Annotated in this window: 16 protein-coding genes and 2 pseudogenes; 10 read left to right on the top strand and 8 right to left on the bottom strand. The window is 58.2% G+C overall.

The window, feature by feature from the left end:
- Nucleotides 1–2,472 precede the first annotated feature (2,472 nt).
- The 8 genes and pseudogenes from nodC (ABIC09_RS36200) to ABIC09_RS36165 all read right to left on the bottom strand — a co-directional run.
- Nucleotides 2,473–3,693 (bottom strand): annotated as a pseudogene (nodC, locus tag ABIC09_RS36200) (chitooligosaccharide synthase NodC); the annotation flags it as partial.
- Nucleotides 3,694–3,707: 14 nt separating this feature from the next.
- Nucleotides 3,708–4,025 (bottom strand): annotated as a pseudogene (locus tag ABIC09_RS36195) (chitooligosaccharide deacetylase NodB); the annotation flags it as partial.
- 1,017 nt (nucleotides 4,026–5,042) lie between these two features.
- Nucleotides 5,043–5,393 carry a hypothetical protein gene (locus ABIC09_RS36190; protein ID WP_354112260.1) on the bottom strand — a complete coding sequence of 117 codons (351 nt, stop codon included), beginning with the start codon at nucleotides 5,391–5,393 and terminating at the stop codon, nucleotides 5,043–5,045.
- A gap of 1,253 nt (nucleotides 5,394–6,646) precedes the next feature.
- Nucleotides 6,647–7,675 carry an LLM class flavin-dependent oxidoreductase gene (locus ABIC09_RS36185; RefSeq protein WP_354112259.1) on the bottom strand — a complete coding sequence of 343 codons (1,029 nt, stop codon included), beginning with the start codon at nucleotides 7,673–7,675 and terminating at the stop codon, nucleotides 6,647–6,649.
- A 218-nt stretch (nucleotides 7,676–7,893) separates the two neighbouring features.
- Nucleotides 7,894–8,970, bottom strand: coding sequence for a histidinol-phosphate transaminase (hisC, locus tag ABIC09_RS36180; RefSeq protein ID WP_354112262.1), 1,077 nt, complete (start codon nucleotides 8,968–8,970; stop codon nucleotides 7,894–7,896).
- A 678-nt stretch (nucleotides 8,971–9,648) separates the two neighbouring features.
- Nucleotides 9,649–10,758, bottom strand: coding sequence for a branched-chain amino acid ABC transporter substrate-binding protein (locus ABIC09_RS36175; RefSeq protein ID WP_354112258.1), 1,110 nt, complete (start codon nucleotides 10,756–10,758; stop codon nucleotides 9,649–9,651).
- A 639-nt stretch (nucleotides 10,759–11,397) separates the two neighbouring features.
- Nucleotides 11,398–12,117: a MerR family transcriptional regulator gene (locus tag ABIC09_RS36170; protein WP_027515897.1), complete on the bottom strand. Its 720-nt coding sequence runs from the start codon at nucleotides 12,115–12,117 to the stop codon at nucleotides 11,398–11,400.
- Nucleotides 12,118–14,761: 2,644 nt separating this feature from the next.
- Nucleotides 14,762–15,706, bottom strand: a complete 945-nt coding sequence (locus ABIC09_RS36165) for a LysR family transcriptional regulator (protein ID WP_354112257.1) — start codon at nucleotides 15,704–15,706, stop codon at nucleotides 14,762–14,764.
- Nucleotides 15,707–16,165: 459 nt separating this feature from the next.
- Here ABIC09_RS36165 and ABIC09_RS36160 point away from each other — a divergent pair, with 459 nt between their 5' ends.
- The 10 genes from ABIC09_RS36160 (at nucleotide 16,166) to ABIC09_RS36115 (ending at nucleotide 26,713) form a co-directional block, all read left to right on the top strand.
- Nucleotides 16,166–16,582 (top strand): response regulator transcription factor, encoded by a 417-nt coding sequence (locus tag ABIC09_RS36160; protein WP_354112256.1) that lies wholly within the window; start codon nucleotides 16,166–16,168, stop codon nucleotides 16,580–16,582.
- Nucleotides 16,579–17,211, top strand: coding sequence for a NodA family N-acyltransferase (locus ABIC09_RS36155; protein WP_354112255.1), 633 nt, complete (start codon nucleotides 16,579–16,581; stop codon nucleotides 17,209–17,211). The genes ABIC09_RS36160 and ABIC09_RS36155 overlap by 4 nt, the downstream gene beginning before the upstream one ends.
- Nucleotides 17,208–17,867: a chitooligosaccharide deacetylase NodB gene (nodB, locus tag ABIC09_RS36150; protein WP_354112254.1), complete on the top strand. Its 660-nt coding sequence runs from the start codon at nucleotides 17,208–17,210 to the stop codon at nucleotides 17,865–17,867. The genes ABIC09_RS36155 and nodB overlap by 4 nt, the downstream gene beginning before the upstream one ends.
- A gap of 14 nt (nucleotides 17,868–17,881) precedes the next feature.
- Complete coding sequence (nodC, locus tag ABIC09_RS36145) at nucleotides 17,882–19,240, top strand: chitooligosaccharide synthase NodC (RefSeq protein ID WP_354112253.1); 1,359 nt, start codon at nucleotides 17,882–17,884, stop codon at nucleotides 19,238–19,240.
- Between the two features lie 24 nt (nucleotides 19,241–19,264).
- Nucleotides 19,265–19,894 carry a nodulation methyltransferase NodS gene (nodS, locus tag ABIC09_RS36140; protein ID WP_354112252.1) on the top strand — a complete coding sequence of 210 codons (630 nt, stop codon included), beginning with the start codon at nucleotides 19,265–19,267 and terminating at the stop codon, nucleotides 19,892–19,894.
- An 11-nt stretch (nucleotides 19,895–19,905) separates the two neighbouring features.
- The gene (gene nodU / locus ABIC09_RS36135; protein ID WP_354112251.1) at nucleotides 19,906–21,618 is read left to right on the top strand and encodes a nodulation protein NodU; all 1,713 of its coding nucleotides are present in this window, start codon (nucleotides 19,906–19,908) and stop codon (nucleotides 21,616–21,618) included.
- Between the two features lie 4 nt (nucleotides 21,619–21,622).
- Entirely contained in the window at nucleotides 21,623–22,537 is a 915-nt protein-coding gene (nodI, locus tag ABIC09_RS36130) for a nodulation factor ABC transporter ATP-binding protein NodI (RefSeq protein ID WP_354112250.1), read from the top strand.
- Nucleotides 22,538–22,540: 3 nt separating this feature from the next.
- Complete coding sequence (locus ABIC09_RS36125; protein WP_354112249.1) at nucleotides 22,541–23,329, top strand: ABC transporter permease; 789 nt, start codon at nucleotides 22,541–22,543, stop codon at nucleotides 23,327–23,329.
- A 202-nt stretch (nucleotides 23,330–23,531) separates the two neighbouring features.
- A complete protein-coding gene (locus tag ABIC09_RS36120) occupies nucleotides 23,532–25,547 on the top strand; it encodes a carbamoyltransferase family protein (RefSeq protein WP_354112261.1) in 2,016 nt (671 codons plus the stop codon).
- A gap of 191 nt (nucleotides 25,548–25,738) precedes the next feature.
- Nucleotides 25,739–26,713, top strand: a complete 975-nt coding sequence (locus ABIC09_RS36115; RefSeq protein WP_354112248.1) for a nodulation protein NodZ — start codon at nucleotides 25,739–25,741, stop codon at nucleotides 26,711–26,713.
- Nucleotides 26,714–26,730 lie beyond the last annotated feature (17 nt).

Below are 26,730 nucleotides of genomic sequence, written 5' to 3'. Positions count from 1 at the left end.
ATTTGCGCCGAAAGAAATGCGTGAACCGAACGCTGCGTCAGGTTGTTGCGTTGCAGATCATCTCCAACTGCCTCGCAAGGCTCCTGCGGGTGCGAACACAGGTAGCTCAGGTGTTGACGAAAAGCGGGCTGCTGATCTCAGCGGATTAAGCGCACCGCAAGCCAGATGAAGCCAAGCCACACCGCAATCGAGAAGAGCAAAGCGCTTTGTAACGTCCTTGCTCTTGTCCTGTGCCGCCATCGAAGGAGCTGCGATGAGCGACCGGTGAAACGCCGACCCCGTACAACAGCTAACACTTCATCGTAATCTGTGAACCGGAAGTGAGAACGATGCTTGCGAATATATGCCAGCCGCTCAGTGGGTGAGAGGCACTGTGCCCACACCTCCCATGCCTCATCATCAAAACACGCGCTATTCTCAAGGACTTCGGCGAGGCGTTCGTCAGGCTTCATGATGCATCCGCTGTACTGACTATCGCGGATCGAGTTCTACGAAGGAAGCCTCACCTTCGAAACCTCTCAGTTTAGGTGGGCTAGTTCAGCGAATCGAACTCGGCCAGGAAGCATTGGTCACGGCCAACGCTGCGTTGATCCTAACGCGAGATGAAATTCGAAGTCGTGCGAGGGCTCTGGATCTCTCTTCTCGCCCAATGCAGATCGCGACGGGCATCGAAGCGCTGTAGATGACAAAGGAGAGTGAAAGGTGATCCTTATCGACGCTGCCGAAGTCGTGCACGCCGTCGCGCGGTTCGCGCCGGCGCTGATTGGAATTCGGCCCGGCAATCGCTTCCGCACATGCTAGGATCACGCGGATGTACGTTGTCTGGCCGGGGCCGGTTGCGAATCCACCGCTCCGACCCGATGATCCTGAAGGGCCGACTCGCAGTCTTCACCGCTCATTGTCTTGGCTCAAATCGGCGATCGGTCACGTTACACTGTGCTGTTGGGACTGAATCCACGCGAACACGCGCGTGGCCTCTCCACTCTGCCTTGCGAATCTGTGCTCGACGAGTTGCCGCCGGTTGGCGTGCGCCCTCGCGTGGCCGATCGGCAATTTCCTTGTTTGAGCGAGGCCGAATGCAGCGTTAGGAACTACGGCGTGCGGGAACTCGGAGCGGAGGCTGAGCAGAAGTGCCGGAATGAAGGAAAGCACCATAGAGCCGAGCGCGCTCACGTCGCTTGCGGGAACGCCAGCTGCGCACACCGTAGCCTAATCCAAAGCCGCCGAAGAAGATCATAGTGAGAAAAAGGAGTGCTGTTGTCATCTCGATGTCTAATCCGGAGGATTGCTTTGATGTGTTACGTCACACTCCCGCCATCGGTGGTTGACTAGTTGATCGGCGCGAGGCGGCGGATGCCGGATTCCTACAACGTGACGCTACGTACGATTCAAGTCCCTTCGGCTGCTCCGAGCCAAAATGTATTCTAACTCGATGTGGCCTGCAGCATGTGCGCGAGCATAGTCTGCAGATGCGTGGAACGGCCGACGCCATGCTCGTTGTAGGAAACGACATTCGTTATGGGCTGATACCTGCGGTTTGGTCAGAGTGGTGCGCTTCACCCGGCGGCATTGCCCACCCGCCCTAGGGGAAACGGAGAAGACGTTCGGCGGCAGTGAAACGTGGACAAGGCGAGCCATCTCGCTGCGCAGTCGGCGTGGTGTTACGACGCCTGGACTATTTGCGTCGGGGCGGCCGGCAGGCGGTCGCATTGCAGTGCAAGGCGTACCGCACTCATCCTCTGAGACCGAGGGCCTGAATTACAGGGTTCTTGCCTTGAGGATGCCGAAGAAGTGGTCCTGTCAGCTGTCCCGCGGCCTGCCTGCTGACGAGACAAATCTGTTAGGAAAAGTAGGCTGCCTGTATACACATCGCTCGGCGCTCGAAAGGACCGCCGGTTATCAAAACTGGGGTGATGTCTTCTTATTACCCGTTCGAGTGATTTAACCTACGCCTTACGCAGAATTCCGCCAGGTGCTAGGCGGAACCTCGATTTGATTAGAAGAGGAAGAGTTGAACGTGTGATCAATCAAATCGCCAAGAACGCGGGCGCCATGATTTGGGTCGGACTTGACTTCATGTGTCGTTCCACGAGCTAGAACAAGTTTGGCGATTTGCGTGCGATTGGCGATAGTACGGCGATCGGGCGGTAAAGCTGCGACTGCCGCGTCGAAAAGTTTAGCTAGGATGCGGAGGTCTTCTGGATAGAAGAGGTCACCGTGTTTTTCCGCTGGGACTGTTCGCTTGCTGGCGCTCGCCTCGCCTATTGCGCCGAGTTCCAGTTTTGCCGCGACCAGTTCGCTTGTGAGTTCGTCGAGCAGCTTGACCGCTCCGAGCGCGACTTTGTCCTGGCAGATCAGTTGAGCCACGATCTCCAATTGGAAAGCAATGCGGTGCTCAAGGTGCTGAATGCGCGACGTGCAAACAATCTCCTTCGATTTATCGGTTCTGGGGGCCGCGTACAAAAAGTTGCCACGCCTTCCATTTTCGTCGGGTAAATCTGGCAGTCTGCGCGAGAGCCAGTCGCTATTGCTCAAGGTACAGAGCGCATAGGCTTTCATCGGCAGCAACAAGAAGATGTTGATCGGGGTGTGCAGCGAGAAGCCGAGAAATCGAAGCTCGCCGGCGCGAAGGGCCGCCACGCTGCATCGAACCATGGTCATCGCGACGATGGTCAGACCGGTCCACCAGGGCACGCTGTCCGTGAGCGCGAGCTGAGCGAGCGCGGCAATCGATGAGATGGCGAGCAGCAGCGGCCCGAGGTTCTGTCCGAGCACATCGAGCGTGAGGTACCGATCGAGGCCGGGCAGAAGGTGCAAACCGAGCAGCGTGTCGCGGTAAGTGCTCCGCGCCCAGCGGAGCTGTTGCCGCAAATATAGCAAGAGCTTGTCCGGGACCACCGTGGCGGCGATGGCGTCCGGAACGTACTCGGTTCGAAACCCTGCCTTGAGCATCAGGATCGTCAGATGGCGGTCCTCACCGAAGTCGCTCGGCTTTCCCCGGAAAAACTGCGTCTCGTACTGGTCCAGCAGCAACAGCAGCGCGGAACGGCGGTACATGGCACACGGCCCGCAGCAGCACATGACCGCACCAAAGCGCGTCTGGGCCGCGCGCTCCTCGTTGCAAGCCAACCAGTACTCCATGTCGATCAATCGGGTCAGCCAGCTGTCGTTGCGGTTGCTGGCCGTCAATTGACCCATGGCCGCGCCGACGGCTGGATCCTGCATCTTGCGTACGAGCTTGCTGACCACGTCGGGCGCGATTTCCGTGTCGGAATCGACATTGAGCACGAGATCGCCGAATGACCGGCGTATCGCGGCGATCTGCGCCTTGCGCTTTCCAACGTTGCTTGGCAGCAGAATGACGCTGACCCTCGGGTCATATGCGTAGCTCGCGTGCACGGGTGCCACCGCACCGACATTTGCAGAGCCGTCATCGACCACATAGACCTGCAATCGCCCTGGGTAGTCCTGGCTTACGATAGACTTCAGGCAAGCCGCCAGGGTGCGGGGGTCCTCATTAAAGCAGGGCACGATGACATCCACGCTGGGCAGAGCATCGGTGTCGATCGGGTCGTACGGCGGCAGTGAGGCGTCGGTTCGCAGCGCATAAAGCGCCTGCGCGCTCTTATGGACGCTGGAGAGCAACGCGTAGGAGGCAACAGCAACGGTGCTGATGGTGGCAAGCAAGGTCATGGGAATTGATCTATTCAGCGAGGTTGAGGAAGCGACCGGATTGCAAATCCACGGTCATGCAGTGCTGGAATGAGCCGGGCGAGCGCCGTCACAGTCTGGTCGCGCCGACCAGCATGAGGGCGGCGTCCCAACTCGTCGGGAGGGCATCCGTCGTGCAGGAGCACGATTGCCCCTGGCCGGACCGAGGCCAGCACCGCGGCAACAATCGCCTCGACGCCGGGACGAGACCAGTCTTGCGGATCGACTGACCAGTGCAGGGCTGCCAGTTCGGCCTTCGCCGACGCGGCGAAAGCCTCCTTAGTCCAATTCCCATACGGCGCACGCATGTGCTGTGGCCACGAGCTCGCATCAAAGACACTCCAGTTCCTTGTTGACTCGCAAAGCACTCACGATCGACGCGACGCCGGACCGGTGCGCGTCAAGTGCGGCCATCCGGGATCGGGCTGCCAGAGCACTGCACCCAACGGCGCTAGATCGCCCTTTTCGCTATCGGCTTGCGCTGCGCCGCTCCTGCTAAGGCTTGCTAGAGATCTGAAGGCGAGCTGCCCATGCTGTCTCGTGGCTGGTGTTGGAGCCAGATTAATGCATGCAAGAAGCTCGCGCGTGCCACGATAGCGAGACCAAGACTTGCCTCTATCTGGACGCAAGTGGTGATCATGTGCTGGCGCTTGCTCGTCATCCGCACATTGCGTTGAAAATCGCGAATACGTCGTCACGCGCCTGATCCTGAACGTCCTTGCTATAGCCGGCGGCTAGCTATGTGGATTCGGAGAATATTGGTAAAATCTATTGTTTTGATGGGAGGTATCCATGCTGCGGATGGGCCAAGAGGGATTCATCGGGTGGGCGTACCGGTCCTCTTAATCCAATTGATCAGGCGCATACAGAAGAATGGCTCAACACGCCACCTTCGGTGAAGCTCATCGCCAAGCATCCCAGCCATAGGGCGAAAGCGCGAACCATGATGCTTGAGCTGAATCAACTCGACCGCTGCTTCCCACGAACAGAGTCGAGCCCACGCCACTGGGCGATGACGACGAGTGGCCGGCCCTCTTGATGATTAAGTTACCGAGCTGAGGGGACTCGCATATTGGCTCGACGCAGAGGACGTTAAAGATGGCCAGAGAGCCTACTTCCGGATGCTTGAGACAAACCCGAGCCTGCATTTCGACAGGTCCCAACCAAGGGTACTGCGCCCATCAGGTATTAGATGCATCAACTAGCGACGTCGCTCTCGCTCGATTCCACCAGCTTCAAGGCCCCTCAGGAGCTCAATCGAAGCTCAGGTAACATCATCAACATTGCACAGCCAAGTGTTGCGGCGGGCGATGGGTGGAACGGGGCATGGATCAATGCATCTTGCGATTAGCGCTGCAGATACCGACCCGGCTAAGAGAATCCTGAGTGCGGCGCGGTTCGCTGGTCATGAACATTTTCGTTGCAAAATCGAGCGACCTGAATGCTCGGTCGCGGACCGCCTGCGGCAAATCAGGAGTCGCGTCGATCGCAGCGCGCGCGTCGATCATAATCTTATCTTTTGCGGAAAGAAGCTTTGCATCTAATATTACATGAAGCGTCTCTCGAACGTCGGGTGAGATCGAGCCGTCTCCATCGATCAATTCTCGAAGTTTCCAAAACATACGCTCGACTGCTACCATCGAACCGAGGACTGACATCAGTCTTGGTGATATCATTGCCATCTCCGTCTCCGCCAGATTCTGGCGACCATCCCAGCAAAATCAGATCTGTTCCCGTTTGACACCGGCGCGCGCTGCGTCCCTGAAACAGGCGAATAACTGGGATGCAATTTCCCTGCTACGCTCCAGGGGGTGTGAGACGCAGGTTGCTCAGGGAAGCTCGCAAAGCATGCGATTTGCGAGAAGGCATTTATCTTTCCCGTGCTCCAGGCCGTAACTAGGGCGCGTGCGGTGGCTCACGTCGAAAACCGACATGGAGGGTGGTTCTGTTTGCGACAAACCGCCAGCGGCATCGGAGTTGGACTTCTCCTGGTAGGCGTCCAATGCTTTTCCGCTTCTTCACTGGATCGCTCTGTTATTCAGGCGGAATTGATTGAGTGATCCCGGTCACGCAACGGCGGTCATCCGATACCCGGTGCCGAGGGCGCGCCCACGCGTTTTGTGATTGCAGGAGTGCATCGAGATCGAGCCTCCCGATCTGGCGGAGGTGTGTTGGTCGTGCGCCACGTTGACCTCGATCGATCTCTCGACTTTCCATCGGCCGTCTGGTCGAGCTCAGAAGAGTAAACGCACATATCATTTCCTTGCGCCGGCGTCCGTATCTCGGATTGATTCACTTCGTCTGTCTTACTGTTCTCATTGCTGCACGGCTATGCTGTGCAAACCGTGCATTTGACCCACCACCGGCCACCGCGTTTCTCTGCGCCTAACTTGCCGCGGCGGATCCGAGAGAGCACGGCTTCGGGGCTTATGTGGTTCATCACCGCGAACCGCTGAACAGTGAGGTAGTCCTCCTCGAGAGGTCGCGGGGTGCTAATGCCGTGCTCGGCCAGCAGAATGCGCAGTGAAGCCAACTCCGCCAGCACGATTTCGAGCTTACGCGCGATCTCTTCGGTCTGAGCGGAGCGCTGCCGGGACCGCGTCACGACAGGCCCGCTCGGGCGATAAGCCACACCTTGGATTCGTGTGGAATGCGATCGACGAACCGGCGCGCCAAAGCGGAACGAGCGTGAGCCAACTTACCTGCCCAAGCAAACCACTGCTCAGGTAGCGTCAAAGCACGCAAAATGAAGGACAGGCCATTCATTGCCGTTAAGGCTCCTGTTTGGATGTAGTCGAAAGGGTCGAATCCGCGCAAGAGCCGTTTGGACCGCAAGAGCGGCCTAATAGATGCATTCGGTATTCATCGGCCCCGGCGTTGCAATTTGTTACTGGATCAATGGCGAATTTACTCGAATTTGCTGTTGGCTCACCCGTCAGCGGTCCGCCGCTATGAGCTCCGAGTGAATCGCAGTTGCAGTATTGAGGCAGGCATCCAGTGGCAGAGATCCGAAGGCGAGCTGGCAAAGGAGATAGTTGGCGCCTGCCTCTTCCACATGATCGAGAAGAGTTTGGCGCACCGAAGCGCGCGTTCCGACAATGCACAGTTCACTCTCAATTGCGGCATCTAAGGTCAGGGGTAGGTTGGATGGAGGCGGGATGTCATTGAGCTCGTACAGGAACTTAAAGCTTTTGAGCCATGTTTCGTAAGCTGGGGCGGCGAGGGAACGGGCCGCTGCTTCAGAGCTCGCGATTACGACCATGCGGAGCAATGCGAGAAATGGTGCTGATCCGCTGGCGTCACGCTCCGCGTTTCGATGAGCGTGATAGCGATCGGTGACCTTGCGTACGGCAGAAGAAGGCCCCATGCACGCCAGATTTGCGCCATTTACCGCCGCCCAGTGGGCGGACTCTGGCCGATTTGTGGCAATCCATGTCGGGGGACAAGGACGCTGGTGAGGTGACAGCGTCAAAGGAACGTCGTTCAGCGCAAAATGTTGCCCTTGGTATGAGAGGGGGCCGCCATTCATCGCGCTGACGAAGATTTCGGAAGCTTCCTCGTAACGGCTTGAGGCAACATCGGCTCCAACCCCAAAATAGCTCAGTTCGATCGGCAAGGAGCCGCGACCAAGCCCGACCTCGACCCTGCCGCCGCTCAGGTGATCCAACATGCAGATCTCCTCGAATGCACGCAGCGGGTGATAAAGGTTGAGCAGCATGACCAATGGACCAACGCGAAGTCGCCGTGTGCGTTGTATGACGCTCGACAGAAACAAGTTCGGCGACGGACCCCGTCCATGGGGGGTGCAATGATGCTCCGCCAGATGATAGGCATAGAAACCGAGCCGGTCGTAGGCCTCAGCGAGCGCGAGGCGGTCCGCGTATTGCCGGGCGATATCGCGGCCGTCCTCGTCAAGGTGATCAAAGATGCCGCAGGTCAGGTTTGAGGGAAGAACGTTTCTCACTCAGTTATCTCCTATATAGCGAGGACCGGAGTCCGCCGGGTTTCGGGGGTGCAAGAGGTGCTCGCTGGCAATGCGCTGCATATGCGGCGAAGCCGTTCTCAATAGCTCGTAATGTGCTGACTGGATGAAAACTGACTCCGGCTGCATCGCGAAGCTGCATCAGGTGTTCGTCCGGATCGATCAAGAACGGGGATGCGTGACATGAGTGGAAGGGGCCACTAGCCACGGCATCCCACTTTCTTAAGAATGCTGCCGACAGCCGCAAGAAAAGCATCCATCTGGCGCTTTGTACCGATGCTAACCCGAATGCACTCTTCCAGGCCGGCATCCGGAAAGAAGGCAACAAGGACTTTCTGGTCTTCCAACGCCGCTTGCCACCATCTGCCACTCTGGCCTGCGGGCACACGGGCGAGGAGGAAATTCGCGTGGGAAGGCGTTACAGAGAACCCAAATTCTGAAAGGGCGGCCGCTACGCGCTGCCGCTCAAGCCTGACGTGGCGATGGTTCTCCGCGTAGGCGTCGCGATGCGCAAGGACGCTCATGCCCACCGCATGAGCAACCACATTCATGTTGAAAACATTCTGGATGTTGCGAAGCCGCCCAATTAGCTCGGGATCGCCGAAACCGAAGCCGACGCGAATGCCAGCGGCGGAATAACTCTTGGAAAACGTGCGCAGGACCAAAAGATTCGAATGGTGCTCAACAAGGCGCAGGCCGTCCTCAGGTGCGAAATCGACATAAGCTTCGTCCAATACGATCAATCGGTCAGATCGTATAACGAGGCGTTCGATCTCAGCGAGCGGAACAAAGGTTCCGGTCGGATTGTTCGGATTGGCCAGCAGAATGAATTTGGCATCTTTAGCCGCACCGAAAAGCAGCTCGTCCATCGGCAAGCAGTCAGGTTCAGACCAGGGAATTTCAATGAAGCGGGCCCCTTGCAACATGGCAAGCTTGCGATTGAACGAGAAGCCGGGCGACATCATTGCGATACCGTCACCCGGGGCAAGAAAGGCTCTGTAAATGAGACTGAGGAGTTCAGACGATCCATTGCCAGCCATCACGCGATCAGTTGCAATGCCATAGGCACCTGCGGCCGCTTGTCTCAAGCTGACATTGTCGTCTTCTGGATAGAGGTATTGCAACTCAAGAGCTGCAATTGCGCTTCGCATCACGATGCCTGGCAAAGGAAATGGGTTCTCATTCGTGTTCAGTTTCACGCAACCATTGTCCGGGGTGGGCCGCCCGGAGGGCAGGGCATCCAGTTCGCGTGCGACCGGCGAGAGCGAGGAAAGCATAGCTTCCAGTTTGGTATCCAATTTGGTGTTCTCCCTTTTGTCGACGCGAGCAGTTGACGGCGTTCATCGAGCCTACGTGGCGCGTGCTATATTCGGAGCCGGGAAGCGCAAAGCGTGCATGACTGAATGTTGGGGGTTCAATAGGCGGGCTTAGATCTAAGCGCCGCACCGGATCAGAGCCCGTCTCAAAGTCCGGCAGCGATCAGCACGGATCAGGCGCCGCATGGCGTTATCCAAGCGGATCTTTGTTTCCACGGAGGGAAGGGACGCCACGCCCACTCCGCCGAACAGCGCTCTAACGATTGGCTCGAATTCGCGCAAATCGCAGAGCGACTGTGCGCGACCGACATCTTGCCCATAAGGTACGTTCCTTCTGAAGAGGCCATGACAGTTTCCACTCCCGAGAGCGAGGCGCGCATCAGTTTGACGAGCGGGACGAAGGTGCCGATGTTCGTCGGCCTTACGAATCTGGAAGTGGTGCTCACTGCAGTGGCACCAGGCGAATGGGAACGTACTCTTCGGGCGGCCGTTCGGGCGCGCACGACAGCTGGGATAGCACTGCTGTGAGGGCGAGAAATGCTGCGACTGCTGCGACTGCGAGGCACGTGAGCAGCGCGTAATCGCTATGTCGAGGATGGTTCATCATTCGAACGCTCCGTGCGCTGTTGGGACGGGCGATCAGTTCTGCTCGACCGCTTCGACGGTATTGTCGCGCCAGCGGTAAACGATGAAGCCAGGAGCGGCATTGTCTCCCTTGGAGTCGAACTGAACTGTGCCAGTGGCCGTTTCGATTAAGCCCGAGCGTAGGGCCGCAGCGAGCGGGGTGGCATCGAAGCTCCCGGCCCGTTTGACGGAGTCTGCCCATGCTTGAACCGCGGCATAAGCGTAGAGCGTGTAACCTGCGGCCGATAGGCTCGAATCCTTGAGCCTGGCGACAGCGGCTGCCACTGCAGCATTCTTCGTCCGGTCCGGCATAAAGGTGATGAGCGTGCCGTCGGTGGCCTCGCCGGCAATAGCCAAAAAGCCGCTTGTCATCAGCGGATCGTTGGCGATGACGGTCAGGCGTGCGCCCGCCTCCGCAGCTTGTCGCACGATGAGGCCGATCTCGTTATAATAGCCGCCGATATGGACGATCTGGAGTCCCTCTCTCTTCAGTCTCGAAACCCGAGCGGTGTACTCCTTCTCGCCGGCAACATCGCTTTGTCGAACAGTGTGCTCGCCAGCTGCTCGAAGCCGCGATTCAACGATATCCGCGATGCCTTCTGCTGTACCCTTATCGTCGAGGACCGCGAGCTTTGCGCCTTGGTGGTGCCGCACGATGTAGTCGGCCGCAACCTTGCCTTGTTGGTCATCGCGGCCGCAAATCAGAAACAGCGTGGTTAGGCCACGCTCTGTCAGGCGGGGATTCGTCGAGCCAGGTGAAATCTGAATCACCTCCGCTTCGGTGTGTATATCTGAAGCCGGGATCGACGAAGATGAACGGAAGTGCCCAACGACAAGCTTGATCCCGTCAGTTGTCAAGCGATTGGCAATAGCGACGGCCCGCTTGGGATCGCATGCGTCCTCGGCAATCCTCAATATGAGCTTTGTGTCAGGCAGTAGACCCGATGCATTTATCGAATCCAAAGCCGCGCTCGCTCCGTGGCGTATCTGCGCGCCCAACGCCGCAGTACTTCCCGTCATTGGGCCCGCTAGTGCAATGTAAACATCTTTTGCCCAGGCGCTCGGACTCAGGATCAAGGAAAGGAGCGCAGCAATGGCAAGCCTATGAACGCGAAGAATCGACATGTGGGGCTCCCGATATCGCGCCACGTGTTGATCTGCTTCGCCGTTGGTATGACGCGGCGACCAGCAGTCCGGCGCAATGATGTTTGAATCGAACTTAGAGTGGTACGAACAGGCTCAAGTTGTTGCCAGGTTCATCCATAGGTGTCGGGCGGGCACGGACGGATGGACGTTACGGGCGTGGTCAGGAGAGCGTCCTCCAGGCGTTGACAGGACCCATATCGAACATCCTGCCGGTATCCGGTACACTCGCCAATTTCCTGTGCGCGGCAGATGTGTGTCGACGAGGCGCTTGAAGGACCCGGAGGATCATCCACCGACTTGTTCTCGCCGAGGCCTCTCGCCGGGAAGTTCCGAAAGTGATGCCGATCATTGGAGTCTCCCTCGGTTTAGCCGACGGTCTGTCCGCCCCGTCGCTGTGACGACGCATTAGACGGTACAAGATGACGCTACGTGCGAATCAAGTGCTTCGAAGCGTGCACGTCGAGGTTGTTTGCCAAAGATCACGGAGCGAAGGACCCAATGAGTGCCGACAATGGAGAGTCGGAGAGGAACTGCTACAGGCCAACGACCTTGTCAGAATTGAACGGTCACCATCAACTCGTTGGTTACAGACATTCCGACAAGCAGTGCGCAACCGCATCAATTCTGTCCCAGCTGGTCCTCCAGCGCGGCGAGGGCGAGATCGAGGTATCGCATAAGGCTCGCATCCCAGCCGGCGAGATTATGTGGTTCGGTCAATCGCGTCAGCACCTTGAGTATCATTGAGACAGTCGAATCAACTCCTGCGATCTCAGTCAGCAGCGAACGGGCCTGACGCGCGACCGCAATTGCCCGCTCACTGCATGGAGGCTCGCCCTGATCCATGCAGCTTCGTAGCTCGTCGCGAATCGTGCGCCACCGATCTTCGCGGCTAGCATTAGAGGCGCATGTGCAGATCGCCGAGCGGGTACGCTTTTCAATCCGCGACATTGCGTCCAGCGTGGCCGGCAGTTCGTCGACACTGACTTGTGTCTCACCCTGCGTCGTCATATTGCGCAATCGGTCCCTTAATAATGTCGCCCGCGCGACTTGAAGTTCAATCCGTTCCAGATGGTTGCGCAACAGGTCCGTGAGAGACGTCCGCCCCTCGATTGCTTTGCGGATCTCAGGAAGCGAGAAGCCGAGCTCACGCAGCGCGCGAATCTGGGAGACGCGTTGTAGGCTTTCACGATCGTACATGCGGTGACCGCCATCGGTACGTTCCGAGACCGCCAACAACCCGATTTGTTCGTAGTGATGCAGAGTGCGTACCGTTACGCCGGTCGCCTCTGCAAGTTCTCCAATGCGCCATCGGCGCCGTCGTGGTGTGGCGTTTGTCATGGTCCTCAATTTTCAAGCCTACAACCTGACGTCACGTGAGAATCAAGTTATTTCAATGATCTAGATGATGCGTCTCTTGCTGCGAACCGCAGAAGGACTGAGAGCTGCTGTTGATCAAGCGGCCGAGACAAGTGCAAGCATCAAGTTCGCCAGCGACCCCAATTCATCCCTCGCTGCGCGTTGCAGAACGAGTCTCGCGATCGCCGCTCGGTTCTCGCTGGTTCGCATGCATGTCGGTAAACATGTGATTGCTTGATCAAAAAGGTGTCCCAACATCGCGAGATCCTCCGGATCGTAGACTCCACTCGACTCATCCAAGAGTAGGCTCCTTTCATTGTCGCACTCGCGCCGCACGTGACGAAGCCGTTTGGCCGTGGTGGGGCAGAAACGAGACGGACTGGCGACGTGCGGAAAAGAATGCGACAGGGAGGGGCCGCGTGATGCCGTTGTGCAACACGGCGTGTGCTTACTTTTGTCCAAGACTGCGCTAACCGGAAACTGTGCAATGTCTCCTGGATGCTGCCGCCGCGGTAGCCATCTGGTGTCTGATCGGCACGAAAAGCGAGCGCAGGTGCATGCAGCTCCGCTTGATCTTAAGATACTGCGTCACGAAATAGCGGACCCAGACACAGTCCTGATCTGATGGGCCTCTTTCGATCGCAATCCTCGCTGTGGTGTCTATCGTTGAGCCGGGCGTTGATTGGTCAGTCATCGCAGATCAGTTCTACCACCACGTCGTGGCGCGACCGCCGGCTCGGCACCTAAGAGCGTTTTCAACACTCTGCTAGTCCTGTTGAGATGGCATTGTGGGCGCGAAGGCGTTGCTCGCGCATGCATCTGTTGTTGGAATGCCACAAGATGATGGCTGCTCATTATTGGCGCAACTCCGCGGCCGCGAAGCGTCGGGAGGATGAGCGAAAGCGCGCCTCAAAACCATTCCCGGCATGCATTTCAACGCAAGCGCATCTCGCGCGGCTGGCGAAACGTTGCTCGCGATCGAGGAACGAGTCTCGAAGGAACGCTCCGGCATCCGTGGACGTAGAGGCGCTCGAAACGGGTCTATGGGTGCCGCCGGCGCAGCGCGGCCACGCGCGGCGAAACGACGACGTGCCTTGGCTCCTAACGCAATAACTCGCATATCCAGACCTGTGCCGATCAGTGCCGCGGAGCGCAGTACATCGGACGGCCTCGCCAGATGCATTGCACTACAAGTGCAGGGATCCGTAGCGGTATTGTCTTTGCACAAAACTTGGCGAGCCTTGCTGGCAGCCGCGCTATACGGCTCCGCATTAGCAAAAGATGATGATGCTATAGCTTGCACGAGGATCTTAATGCGGCTCTTAAGACCATGCTCAAGCCGACGCCACCCCTCAAATCTAGGGGGCCAGTGTCTGGCGAATTCGCCGCAAGTATCCTATCGAGCATAAGGACCGAAGTTCCCCCGTCGCGGTATTGGCTTGCTCGTCCGGCTGCTCACTCACTCAATTCCATCCTCGCGCAGTATCGCTTTGGCGTGTGCGCGCTGGACATAGATACTTCTGGTAAGATAGGCAGATCATGTTACCGCGCCGAATGAGCCCATCGGGGCTCAGCGCTGAGGGGCAGCAACTCGAGACCGGCGGCGGTGGCGTCGCGCGTCGCGCCACGACACTTCCGAAAGAACATGACTGTCGCGAGATCCGAAAGAAGGGCCTCCGCACGCATGATCCGATCTGGCTTGGGTGAACATGTCGGCCAAAATAATCAAGAGCTGGAGGTGGAGCAGGGCTCGGCGAATGGGAGCGGCGAGCCATTCTGTTCCGTATGCGGACATTGGCACAGTTGCCGTCCTCTCATCATAAACACTCATCACCTAAACACGCGCGCAGCGCGACAATGCCGCGAGATCATGGCCCGGAATCCAGGTGAGCCTGCGGCAAGCGACTTTGCGGTTGCGCTCGATCATGCCGGATCGAGTACAATAAGAGTAAGATAAGCACCGTTGAGATGACGTGTCCCAACCTCCATTCCAGCCTTGCGCAATACCTCTCACTTGCAGGTTCCGTTCTCCCGAGTTTACGTCAGCTCGCGTTGGACTTTGCGGGCGCGACGGTGGACGGCGTTGGCGTTCGGCAGAACAAGTTGGTTCGACGCGAACGAGCGGGCATCGCCCTTGTAGGTCGCCCGCCACATAGACGTCTAGCTACTGGAGTCCTTTGGCATTACTCCGATCGTCGGGACAGTTGACGGTAAGGAGAATGTCCACCGTCAGGCGAAGGGCGGTGCGGGTGCGCTACGAACCTCCACGTTGCAGCCTCGATCGCAGGTGCTGGTCTACAACCTGACGCGGCGTGCGATTCAAGGGAATTTTAGTGCTGAGGCCGGATATTGTTTACCCCACCCGCCGGATCATTCCGCGAGCTCTAACTCGGCTTCACATGGACCGGTGCGATGCAGCCGGTCCGGATCAGCGAAAAATCGTGGGGAGAACGCCGCCGAACGAGCTGTATGACGACGTCATGCCTGCGCGAGATCAATAGCGCCTGCGGCTCGATGAAACTGCGCTCAAGCGTGGCAATTTCGACCATGCTCAACGTCAGTCAGAGGACACCGGAGCTTCGAGCCTGGCGTATATCTGGTTAGGTCGCAGCCGGCCCGAACAATCCTACAACGAGCTGTGATATTGGCCGCTCTCGGACGGGGGGAGCATCATGGATGCTTCTTGCAAGAATATGTTGCGCATCCAAATGCTTGCAGGATCAGTGTTATGAATCGCCGGCCATTGGACGGCCTCAGTGAATGTGAGAAGTCGCAGCGGAGGTTCGATGACCCGCAGGGGCATCGTCTTTGCGAAATGGCTGACGAGCCTTGAGGGCATGCTCGCGATACGGTTGGTGCCCAATAACATAGGCGGAATCATACCAAAACCCTGGACGGCGACCTCGGTTCGTATCTTGAAACCATGCTCGAGCAAGAGCCATTCGTGGAAGGAGGGCCTCAAGAAACGCCCAAACCGAGCTTCGACGTGCCCGATTGACATGTATTTCTCGAAGGTGAGTCGCGGTGCTAGCTGCTTATTCATGGGGCAGCCCACGCAGACGAAGGTGTCCTCGAACAGTGCCGCCTTGGGATGCTCACTCGACATGAACATCTCCGGATACATGAGAAAATCAACTTCACCGCGCCGGAGAAGCTCGTCGGGTTCCTCAGCGGGTGGCAGCAACTCGAAATTGATTGTTGGAGCTTCCAGCGCGACGCGGTCCACGATTCTTCGAAAAAACACGACAGTCATGAAGTCGGACAGGATGATCTTGAATCGCCGAGTCGATTGCGACGGATTGAAGTCGTCCGGAGAGATGATGGACAGCTGAATGTGAGCGAGAGCCTCGCGAACCGGGGCTGCGAGTGCTTCAGCCCGCGGCGTCGGAACAAGTTTTCGGCCCCTCATCGTGAATAGCTCATCGCGAAAGTAAGAGCGAAGCCGCGCGACGGCGGCACTCATTGCAGGTTGACTGAGGTTGATGCTTCTTGCCGCCGCAGTGAGGTTGCCTTGCGTCACCAGGGCGTCGAACGCGACGAGAAGATTCAGATCGAGGCCCTTGAAACGCATAATGCTGAGTGATCCACGCTGTGAATGTGTTCTATCGATACAATCGATTTTACCATTTGTACCGAATGAGGATAGCAAACGATAGTTTAGCGAGAAGTCAGATCTATCAGAATGGTTATGAAGCGTTGCGCTGGCTTCGAGATGGCCTCTCAGCTCAGGGCCAAGGATCAATCAACGCGTCTGGACCGTGCGCTCGCAGTTTCGCGCGCGTTGCGCAAGCCATATCCATATCTAGGACGATGGCGCTCCGCAAACTTGCGTGGGCGGATACGGCGAACAAACGTTCGTATGCCGTTGCCAACCCATTCTATATCGGCGGTCTACTGCCGTAGAATTGAGCGAACGCTCAGCTTGGTCGTAGATATCCGTCCAGTCGGACCCTGTCGGTTGCAAGTGCAGAACGTAGTGTTGGCGCCTCCGATTGGATTGTCTCCTTGCTGCGGTGAAGTCGAGCGGATCATGCAAGCGAAGTCGTCTTTGGGAAATCTAATGCGAGTCGCGCACACGCTCGATGTGGTCGCGATTGTCAATCCAGATCGCTCAGTGCGTGAAGCTCTGACAAATATGGTGTTTTCTGCTGGTTACGTGCCCGAACCGTTCGAGAGCGCCGACGGGTTCTTAAAATCGGGCCGCCGTTTGATCACGTCCTGCCTGATCGCGGAGATGCAGTCGAGCGCGATGAGTGGACTCGATCTTGTCCATCATCTGGTTGCCTCCGGAGGCGCGATTCCTACGATTCTGCTCACCGACCATTTTGAAGATGACGTGACGCGAGTCCTGCAAGCTGGACTCCAGTTCTTGAGCAAGCCTTTCGAACGTAGCCAACTGCTGGCCTGCATCAGGAGCCAGATAATGAATAGGAATTACTCTCTATGAACGTGATCGCGCCCGAATCCACACGAGGTGCTTCGGCGCGCCCTCCAGTTCGTTGGAGGCTGTGCTGGGAGAACGAGCTTCAGCTTGCTGACCATATTGAATTGTCCGACTTCTTCCGCAAGACCTATGGTCCGACCGGGGCATTCAACGCAAAGCCCTTTGAAGGTCATCGAAGCTGGGCCGGCGCAAGGCCTGAGATTCGGGCGATCGGCTACGATGATCGAGGCGTCGCGATTCACATCGGCGCACTGCGCCGCTTCATCAAAGTTGGTGAGGTGGATCTGCTCGTGGCTGAACTCGGACTGTACGGGGTACGCCCGGACCTCGAGGGGCTCGGAATCAGCCACTCCATCCGCGTGATGTATCCCGTGTTGCGAGATCTTGGCGTACCGTTCGGCTTCGGCACGGTCCGGGCTGCCCTGCAGAAACATATTACGAGACTTCTCGGGCGACAGGGATTGGCGACCGTTCTGCCAGGGCTTCGTGTCCGGTCCGCTCGGCCGGATATCTATCTCACTGTGCCTCCGACGCGCGTGGAGGACGTGGTCGGCCTGGTTCTGCCGATTGCCAGGCCAATGAGCGAATGGCCGGCCGGTGAGATGATTGAACGGAACGGGCCAGAACTGTGACGTCAACAAACAACGCGACTGAAGCGCGGAGCGACTGCGCCGAGGCCGGCGAAGAGAACTGCGTCTATCTGACCTTTGATGATGGTCCAAACCCGCATTGCACGCCGGCTATCCTGGACGTGCTGGCGCAGCATCGGGCCCCCGCGACCTTCTGCGTGATCGGCGCATATGCAGCGGGCCAGCCACAGCTGATTCAGCGGATCGTTGCAGAAGGACACGAGATCGCAAACCACACAATGACGCACCCGGAATTATCCAAATGCATGCCGGATGAGGTGGACTACGAGATCCTCACGACGAACAAGGTCATCGGAATGGCCTGCCCGCAATACTCTGTGCGGCACATGCGCGCGCCGTATGGGATATGGACCAAGGAGGCCCTTGCCGCGTCGGCGAAGGCCGAACTGGCAGCCCTGCACTGGTCAGTCGACCCGCAAGACTGGTCTCGTCCCGGCGTCGAGGCGATTGTTGCCGCAGTGCTGGCCTCGGTCCAGCCGGGGGCAATCGTGCTCCTGCACGACGGATGCCCTCCCGACGAGTTGGGACGCCGCCCTCATGCTGGTCGGCGCGACCAGACTGTGATGGCGCTCGCCCAGCTCATTCCAGCACTGCATGACCGTGGACTTGCAATCCGGTCGCTTCCTCAACCTCACTGAATAGATCAATTCCCATGACCCTGCTTGCCACCATCAGCACCGTTGCTGTTGCCTCCTACGCGTTGCTCTCCAGCGTCCATAAGAGCGCGCAGGCGCTTTATGCGCTGCGAACCGACGCCTCGCTGCCGCCGTACGATCCGGTGGACAGCGGTGTTTTGCCCAGCGTGGATGTCATCGTGCCCTGCTTCAACGAGGACCCGCGCACGCTGGCGGCCTGCCTGAAGTCCATCGCAAGCCAGGACTACCCAGGGCGATTGCAGGTCTATGTGGTCGATGACGGCTCTGCAAATGTCGGTGCAGTGGCCCCCGTGCACGCGAGCTACGCATATGACCCGAGGGTCAGTGTCATTCTGCTGCCAAGTAACGTTGGAAAGCGCAAGGCGCAGATCGCCGCGATACGCCGGTCATTCGGCGATCTCGTGCTCAACGTCGATTCCGACACGGAAATCGCGCCCGACGTGGTCAGCAAGCTCGTACGCAAGATGCAGGATCCAGCCGTCGGCGCGGCCATGGGTCAATTGACGGCCAGCAACCGCAATGACAGCTGGCTGACCGGATTGATCGACATGGAGTACTGGTTGGCTTGCAACGAGGAGCGCGCGGCGCAAACGCGCTTTGGTGCCGTCATGTGCTGCTGCGGGCCGTGTGCCATGTACCGCCGTTCCGCGCTCATGTTGCTGCTGGACCAGTACGAGACCCAATTTTTCCGGGGAAAGCCGAGCGACTTCGGTGAGGACCGCCATCTGACGATCCTCATGCTCAAGGCAGGATTTCGAACCGAGTACGTTCCGGACGCCATCGCCGCCACGGTGGTCCCGGACAAGCTCTTGCCATATCTGCGCCAACAGCTCCGCTGGGCGCGGAGCACTTACCGCGACACGCTGCTCGGTTTGCACCTGCTGCCCGGCCTCGATCGGTATCTCACGCTCGATGTGCTCGGACAGAACCTCGGGCCGCTGCTGCTCGCCATCTCGTCGATTGCCGCGCTCGCTCAGCTCGCGCTCACGGGCAGCGTGCCCTGGTGGACCGGTCTGACCATCGTCGCGATGACCATGGTTCGATGCAGCGTGGCGGCCCTTCGCGCCGGCGAGCTTCGATTTCTCAGCTTCTCGCTGCACACCCCGATCAACATTTTCCTGTTGTTGCCGATGAAAGCCTATGCGCTCTGTACCTTGAGCAATAGCGACTGGCTCTCGCGCAAAGTGGCGAAATCATCAGACGTTGATGAATCGAAGGTCTCGATCGAAGACGCGACAACTGGACCAAGTCTTAACCCGGCATCGGAAAGGCCTGGCTCAATTCGCAGGGCAGGCCTTTCGCGCTCTTCCTCGCAGCTGATCGCGCCGGATGGCATTGCGGCAGAGACTGACTGAGCAGTTTTGTAGGGGTATTAACTCGTGAGCGTAGACAACACATATCAGTCGTTGGAACGGGAGCTGGCTAACGACGATCCGTGGCGGCTTGACGACAATCCGTTTGAACGTGAGCGTCACACCCAATTGCTGCGGCTATCGCTGTCGAGCGGTGCCGTCTCAACCGGCCTCGAGATCGGGTGCGCGGCCGGTGCATTCACGGAGAAGCTTGCTCCTCACTGCAACCGGCTCACGGTCATCGATGTTATGCCGCGAGCGATCGGTCGAGCGGTCCAGCGCACCAAGAGGTGGTCGCATATCAGCTGGGCGGCGACCGATATTCTGCAGTTCTCGACCGAAGAGCTGTTCGATCTGATCGTGGTCGCCGAAGTTCTCTACTATCTCGAAGACGTGACGCAGATGCGTACCGCAATCGACAAGATGGTGAAGATGCTTGCTCCAGGTGGGCATCTGATCTTCGGATCTGCGCGTGATGCCACCTGTAGGCGATGGGGGCATGTCGCCGGCGCCGAAACAGTCATCACGATTTTGACTGAAGCGCTCATTGAGGTCGAACGCGTGCAGTGCCAGGGGCAGTCAGCTGACGAAGACTGCTTGTTGGTCCGCTTTCACAATCCGGAGCAATCTTCGGTCCGTCCCAACGGCCGAGTTTGAAAGGAGCCACTATGCGTATCTGCGGTATCAAGTTGACGCATGACGGGGCAGTCGCTCTGATCGAGGACGGCCGAGTGGTGTTTTGTGTCGAACAGGAGAAGCTGAACAACAATCCGCGTTATCAAACCATTGATAACCTGGATGCCGTTGTTAGCGCCTTGGCGGAGCACGGGCTGGATCCGAGCGATGTCGATCAGTTCGTCATTGATGGCTGGGATGGAGAGTCCGAATCGCAGTTTGAAGTCCTTAGTGGAACGACGACCATCAAGCTCAAGGGCGCGCCGTATGTCGAGCGGCAAGGCGATAGCCCCCTGACGTCCCGCGATCGCATCGGCCTCATGCTTGCTGGGAAGCTATATCCCTATCAAAGCTATCCCCATGTCACCGGGCACGTAGCATCCGCATACTGCGCCAGCTCGTTTGCCAAATCAGCACATTCTGCTTTCTGCTTGGTGTGGGACGGCTGCATGTTTCCACGCCTCTACTATGTCGAGCCCCACGGCATCAGGTTCATCGAGTGCCTGTTTCCGATGATAGGTCACGCCTATGCGACGGCAGGACATCACTTTGGACCTTACAGCCGGGCAGACCGGACCAGCTGGGATCTCGGCATTGCCGGCAAGCTGATGGCATATATCGCGCTGGGATCGCCCGACGAGGACATTATTAAGACGTTTCAGCAACTTTACGAGGCGCACTTTGCCGCGGATGCTGAGGGCGCTTGCCGTGAGCTTGCAGAGGGCAACAGCTCACAACCGCCACTCGAAGCTCTGCACGACTTCTTCGATGCGTGCGCAATGCGATTGAAGCCCAAGCAAGCCGAAGACATCCTTGCGTCATTTCACGTCTTTCTAGAGCGTCTGCTGGTTCGCACGATTTCTGATGTTGTGGAGCGGCATTCGGATCTTGCGGGGGCGCGCAACCTCTGCATTGCCGGCGGCTGTGGCCTGAACATTAAGTGGAATAGTGCTTTTCGAGCGACCGGGCTGTTTGATGCGGTGTGGGTACCGCCCTTTCCAAACGACAGCGGCTCAGCCATCGGTGCTGCATGCGCCGCACTTGCGGCACAACAAGGCTTTAAAGCCCTGGAATGGTCGGTCTACAGTGGACCGGCCATTCGTCGGAGCGAAGTCCCGCCCGGGTGGGAGGGCACGCCCTGCACTATGGGCGAACTTGCGGCGATCCTCGCGAGCGACAAGCCCGTGGTCTTCCTTACCGGGCGCGCCGAGCTCGGACCACGAGCTTTAGGTGGGAGAAGTATTCTTGCAGCTGCCAGCTGGGAGGGAATGAAGAATCATCTCAACGACATCAAACTCCGTGAGCATTTCAGGCCGGTAGCGCCGATATGCTTGGAGGATCGTGCCCCAGAGATTTTTAGCCCAGGAACACCCGATCCATACATGCTGTTCGATCACCAGACGAGACCGGAATGGCGGGACAAAATTCCCGCCGTCGTACACCTCGATGGATCTGCTCGGCTGCAGACGGTTTCCAGAGCCTCTGAGCACAAGGTGGCAGAGCTTCTCATCGAATACGAGAAGCTCACAGCCATTCCGCTGCTGTGCAATACCAGCGCCAATCTACATGGACGCGGCTTTTTCCCAGATGCTGCAGCGGCGTGTCAGTGGGGACGCGTCGATCACGTCTGGTGTGACGGCTTGCTTTGGACAAAAAAGCGCGCGGACGAGGAATCGGCGCGAGCAACGTCCGTCGCGATGGCCTAAGCAAATGTCTACCGCGGCAATCGATCTTTTCGAGGTGAGCAAGTCCTACAACGGCAAGATCGTTGTTGACGATCTTTCGTTTACGGTCTCGCCCGGAGAGTGCTTCGGTCTACTCGGGCCGAACGGCGCGGGCAAGAGCACGCTTGCGCGTCTGATCCTGGGTGTCGCATCGCCCGACGCAGGTAAGATCTGCGTCCTCGGCGAGCCGGTGCCTGCACGTGCGCGCTTAGCGCGCCGGGGCATCGGGGTCGTCCCACAGTTCGATAACCTTGATCTTCAGCTCACGGTTCGCGAGAACTTGCTCGTTTTCGGGCGCTACTTCGCTATGAGCGCGACCGAGGTCAAAGCGGTCACGCCGGCACTGCTCGAATTCGCCCGCCTGGAAAACAAGGCGGATGCTCGCGTCGGCGAACTGTCCGGGGGCATGAAGCGGCGGTTGACGCTAGCCCGTGCCCTGATTAACGACCCGCAGCTTTTGGTGCTTGACGAGCCGACGACCGGCCTCGATCCGCACGGCCGGCACCTGATTTGGGAACGCTTGCGCTCGCTATTGGGGCTCGGAAAAACGATTCTTCTCACGACCCACTTCATGGAAGAGGCCGAGCGACTGTGCGACCGTCTGTGCGTGCTTGAGCACGGCCGTAAGATCGCCGAAGGCCAGCCTCACGCGCTCATCCAGGAGCAGATCGGCTGTCAGGTGATCGAGATTTACGGTGGCGATCCGCATGAACTGCTGCCGCTGGTCAGCCCGCATGTGCAGCGCGCTGAGGTGAGCGGTGAGACTCTGTTTTGCTATGTCACGAATCCAGAGCAGGTGCGCCTCCGGCTCGCCAACCGCACCGATCTCCGCCTTCTGCAGCGTCCCCCAAATCTGGAGGATGTTTTCCTGCGGCTAACCGGACGAGAGATGAAGGACTGAACGATGCGGCAACGTTTTGCGCCTGCACTCCCTGCTAATCCATGGAACTGGATCGCCGTATGGCGCAGAAATTTTCTGGTTTGGCGGAAGGTAGCCTTGGCGTCGATTCTTGGCAATCTGGCCGAGCCGATGAGCTCTCTGTTCGGTCTTGGTTTTGGCCTTGGAATGATCATAGGTGGGGTCGACGGGACCTCATACATCTCATTCCTTGCGGCTGGCATGATCGCCATAAGCGCGATGGTCGCCGCAACCTTTGAAACGATCTATGCAGCTTACGCCCGCATGCAGACGAACTGCATGTGGGAGGCCGTGCTCTGTACACCGCTTACGCTCGGCGACATTGTTCTCGGTGAACTGGCATGGGCAGCGAGCAAGGCCTTGCTGGCCGGGACGGCCATTACGATTGTTGTCGTCGCACTCGGTTATGCGGAGTGGTCATCCATTCCCTATGCGTTACCAGCCATCGCACTGACCGGCCTCACTTTCGCGAGCCTCGCAATGGTCGTTGCAGCACTTGCACCGAGCCATGACTATTTCATCTTCTACCAATCACTCATTCTCACGCCCATGATGTATTTGAGCGGAACGATCTTCCCAGTGAGCCAGTTGCCAGGTTCATTTCAACGCATAGCGGCCTTCCTGCCGCTGACGCATTCGGTCGATCTCATTCGTCCAGCAATGCTCGGTCGGTCGGTCGACAGCGTCGGCATGCATATGGGCGCACTGTGTCTTTACGCGGCAGTTCCCTTTGTCGTCGCGGCCGTGCTGCTTCGGCGGCGCTTGATGCGGTGATGGGCACGAGGACCAAAAGCGAAGCACCGCGTGCGCGACAGCAGATGTCGGACGCAACGAAAGGTTTCGGTCGCGCGCCACGCGTTTCGTGCGCGTCTTTGTGCTGGTGATGCCTAATTTTATCCGCGGCGAGGTGCGGCCTACTCGCAAACGAAGCGATAAGTAATAGGCCGGAAGGCCTCTCAGGATGATGGAGAACAAGATGCTGTGTCTAGGACTGAGTGGTGGGCTCGACAGGGTCTATGAAAACCCGCTTGAGCTACCGAATACGTTTCTGCACGACGGCGCTGCGGTACTTGTCAAAGACGGACGCGTGATCGCCGCCGTCGAAGAGGAGCGGCTCAATCGGATCAAGCACTCAAACAAGCTCCCGAGCAGTGCGATCGAATACTGTCTTGCAGCCGCGGGCGTTGAGCTTCGCGACGTCGATCGTATTGCGTTCTACGCCAGTGAAGCCTATTGCAACGCGATGCTTGAACGGCTCTTGATATCACAGCCGGAAACTTCAATTCCCACAGATGCCAATCTGCTGTTGCGGCACCTTTTAGCGGCGGAATTCGGTACCGAAATTGATCCCTCGCGGGTGTCATTCGTGGGCCACCATCAGGCCCATGCCGTGAGCGCTCTGGCGATGTCGGGTTTTGAAGAAAGCCTGGTTCTCGCGGTCGACGGCTGTGGCGACTTTCTGTCGGGTCTCTTGGCGGTCGGGTCGGGCACCGAAATGACCGAGCTTGCGACATTTCCAGAGAATAACTCTCTCGGACTGTTCTATCTGGAGACGATCCGATACCTCCTCGGTTACGGCCTGTTCGACGAGTATAAGGTCATGGGACTGGCTCCCTACGGAGATCCCGCTCGCTATCGCGAGCTGTTTGCCAAATTCTATGAGCTCTCCGCAAACGGTGGCTACCGCGTTCACCTCGACCGGATCGGCCCGGCATTGTTGCGCAATATCGAGGTCCGGCGAAAAGGAATGCCGTTCACGCAACAGCATCGAGATGTGAGCGCATCGTTGCAGGAGGCGCTGGAGCGGATCGTGTTTCACATTCTTCGGCATTATCGTGAGTCGACTGGAATGAAACGGTTGTGCCTGGCCGGCGGGGTGGCCCACAACTGCACTCTCAACGGAAAACTTTTGTATTCAGGTCTGTTCGAGGACATCTTCGTGCAGCCCGCCGCGCACGATGCCGGATGCGCATTGGGCGCGGCACTGATGGTATCTAACGAAGCCGGCCAGCCGGCGCCCCGCGAGCGACTGCAAGCGGTATATTGGGGGCCGGATGTCGGCAGCGATGATAGCATTGAACAGGAACTGAAGGGATGGGCCGGACACCTGGAGATTGACCGGGCCGCTGACGTTGCAGCCAGAGCGGCCGAGTGGATCGCGGATGGCGCCGTGATCGGGTGGGTACAGGGCCGGTCCGAGTTCGGCCCGCGTGCGCTCGGCAACCGCAGCATTCTGGCGGACCCGAGGCCCGCCGCAAACAAGGATCGGATCAACGCGATGGTCAAGAAGCGCGAAAGCTATCGACCATTTGCACCGTCAGTTCTGGAGGAGGATGCGGGCGCCTTCTTCGAGCTGCCGGATAGTCGCGCAGAATACCCCTTCATGAACTTCGTCGTTCGCGTGCGAGAATCCATGCGTCCATTGCTGGGGGCGATCACGCATGTCGATGGTACGGCTCGGCTGCAAACGGTTTCCCGCACGAACAATGCCGCCTATTGGGAACTCATCAATGCGTTCAAGAGCCGGACAGGCGTCCCGATTCTGCTTAATACGTCCTTCAACAACAATGCCGAGCCGATCGTCGATTCCGTTGCCGATGCGATTACAGCGTTTTTGTCGACTGAGCTGGATGGCCTTGTCATCGGGTCATTCCTCGTCAAGAAGCGGGCGGCAACGCTCGAAAGCTGGACTGCGCTCGCTGTGTCACTGCCGCCCCACGTATCTCTTTACCGCGTTCGCGCTCATGCGGATCGAGAACGCCAGGAGACAGTGTGTGAGATCCGCATGGGTCACTCCAAGCGTGACAGCGTGCGCGTTTCGCGTGATCTGTTCGAAATGCTGATGCAAATTGAGAAGGAAGCTGTTGTAGGCGATCTTCTCGACAGCGTCACCTCTGATGGGGCCAAGAGGGAGGCTCTCGTGATGGAGCTGCGCGGGCTCTGGGATCAGCGCCGCATTCGGCTGCATCCATCACGGAATGCGCGTTTGTAAAAAGATCAGCATACGGAGGGCTCAATGAGCGCGTCTTGCATGATCTGCCAATCGCGATGCTAGCGAGGGTCGGCGTGCGAGTTGATCGCCTTGCGTCTGGGGAACCAGCCGTCCATTGGCGTCGATCGGAATCCCAGATGAGTAGGTGCGGCACATAAAGTGATGTTGCGCAACGAGAAGGGTGTCTCAACTTGACGAACGAACGCTTTGTTATTTCTCGGAGGCGTACTGGATTTGGTGATTGCCTCTGGTCGTTGGCGTCAGCCTGGTCGTATGCGCAGCGGACCGGGCGGACGCTCGTCATCGATTGGCGCGGTTCGTGCTATGTCGACCAGCCGTTCAGCAACGCCTTTCCGGTGTTCTTTGAGCCGGTTGAGGAGATCGCTGGCGTGCCGGTGATTTGCGATGATCGGATCAACCAGCTCTCGTTCCCCGGACCGTTCTACCCGAGTTGGTGGAATAGGCCATCAATCGACTGCATCAATCGTCCGGACGAGCAGATCTTCCGAGAACGTGACGAACTGACCGAGCTGTTCCAGGCACGAGAAGATAACGAAGCCAACACAATTGTCTGTGACGCTTGCCTGATGTGGCGTTGTGGCGAGGAAGCTGAACGACTGATTTTTCGGAACATCAAGCTCAGGTCCGAGATTCAAACGCGGATCGAGGTTTTGTATGAGGACCACTTTAGCGGCCACAGCGTCATCGGCGTTCATGTTCGGCACGGCAACGGCGAAGATATCATGGGGCATGCGCCGTACTGGGCCGATTCAGAGCTCGCGCTTCGTCAGGTCTGTATGGCGATCCGCAAAGCCAAGGCCTTGCCATATCCAAAGCCGGTAAAGGTCTTCCTGTGCACGGATAGTGCACAGGTGCTCGATCACGTGTCGGGTCTGTTTCCCGATGTCTTCGCCGTGCCAAAACGGTTCCAGGCCGATCGGGCTGGGCCGTTGCATAGTGCGGAAATGGGAATTGAAGGCGGAGCTTCCGCTCTTATCGACATGTATCTTCTTGCGCGATGCGCGACCGTGATCCGCTTCCCGCCCACCAGCGCCTTCACGCGCTATGCCCGTCTGCTCGTGCCACGCATAATTGAATTCGATTTGAGCAATCCGGAGCACCTGACGATGATCGATAACCCATACGAGCATTTCGCCGCTTCATGACGTGCCACAAATCGTCT

This window comes from Bradyrhizobium sp. S3.12.5 (genome assembly GCF_040548225.1).
In the GTDB taxonomy this organism is placed as follows: domain Bacteria; phylum Pseudomonadota; class Alphaproteobacteria; order Rhizobiales; family Xanthobacteraceae; genus Bradyrhizobium; species Bradyrhizobium cytisi.
Note: the sequence above shows the minus strand (reverse complement) of the source record. Positions and strands in the feature narration are given on the sequence as shown.

Coding starts and splice junctions, on each gene's coding strand:
- hisC (WP_354112262.1), bottom strand. CDS start 8,970: ATGCTTTCCTCGCTCTCGCCGGTCGCACGCGAACTGGATGCCCTGCCC.
- ABIC09_RS36125 (WP_354112249.1), top strand. CDS start 22,541: ATGCGGCAACGTTTTGCGCCTGCACTCCCTGCTAATCCATGGAACTGG.
- ABIC09_RS36155 (WP_354112255.1), top strand. CDS start 16,579: ATGAACGTGATCGCGCCCGAATCCACACGAGGTGCTTCGGCGCGCCCT.
- nodC (WP_354112253.1), top strand. CDS start 17,882: ATGACCCTGCTTGCCACCATCAGCACCGTTGCTGTTGCCTCCTACGCG.
- ABIC09_RS36165 (WP_354112257.1), bottom strand. CDS start 15,706: ATGCGTTTCAAGGGCCTCGATCTGAATCTTCTCGTCGCGTTCGACGCC.
- ABIC09_RS36160 (WP_354112256.1), top strand. CDS start 16,166: ATGCAAGCGAAGTCGTCTTTGGGAAATCTAATGCGAGTCGCGCACACG.
- ABIC09_RS36170 (WP_027515897.1), bottom strand. CDS start 12,117: ATGACAAACGCCACACCACGACGGCGCCGATGGCGCATTGGAGAACTT.
- ABIC09_RS36175 (WP_354112258.1), bottom strand. CDS start 10,758: ATGTCGATTCTTCGCGTTCATAGGCTTGCCATTGCTGCGCTCCTTTCC.
- ABIC09_RS36120 (WP_354112261.1), top strand. CDS start 23,532: ATGCTGTGTCTAGGACTGAGTGGTGGGCTCGACAGGGTCTATGAAAAC.
- ABIC09_RS36190 (WP_354112260.1), bottom strand. CDS start 5,393: ATGGCAATGATATCACCAAGACTGATGTCAGTCCTCGGTTCGATGGTA.
- nodU (WP_354112251.1), top strand. CDS start 19,906: ATGCGTATCTGCGGTATCAAGTTGACGCATGACGGGGCAGTCGCTCTG.
- nodI (WP_354112250.1), top strand. CDS start 21,623: ATGTCTACCGCGGCAATCGATCTTTTCGAGGTGAGCAAGTCCTACAAC.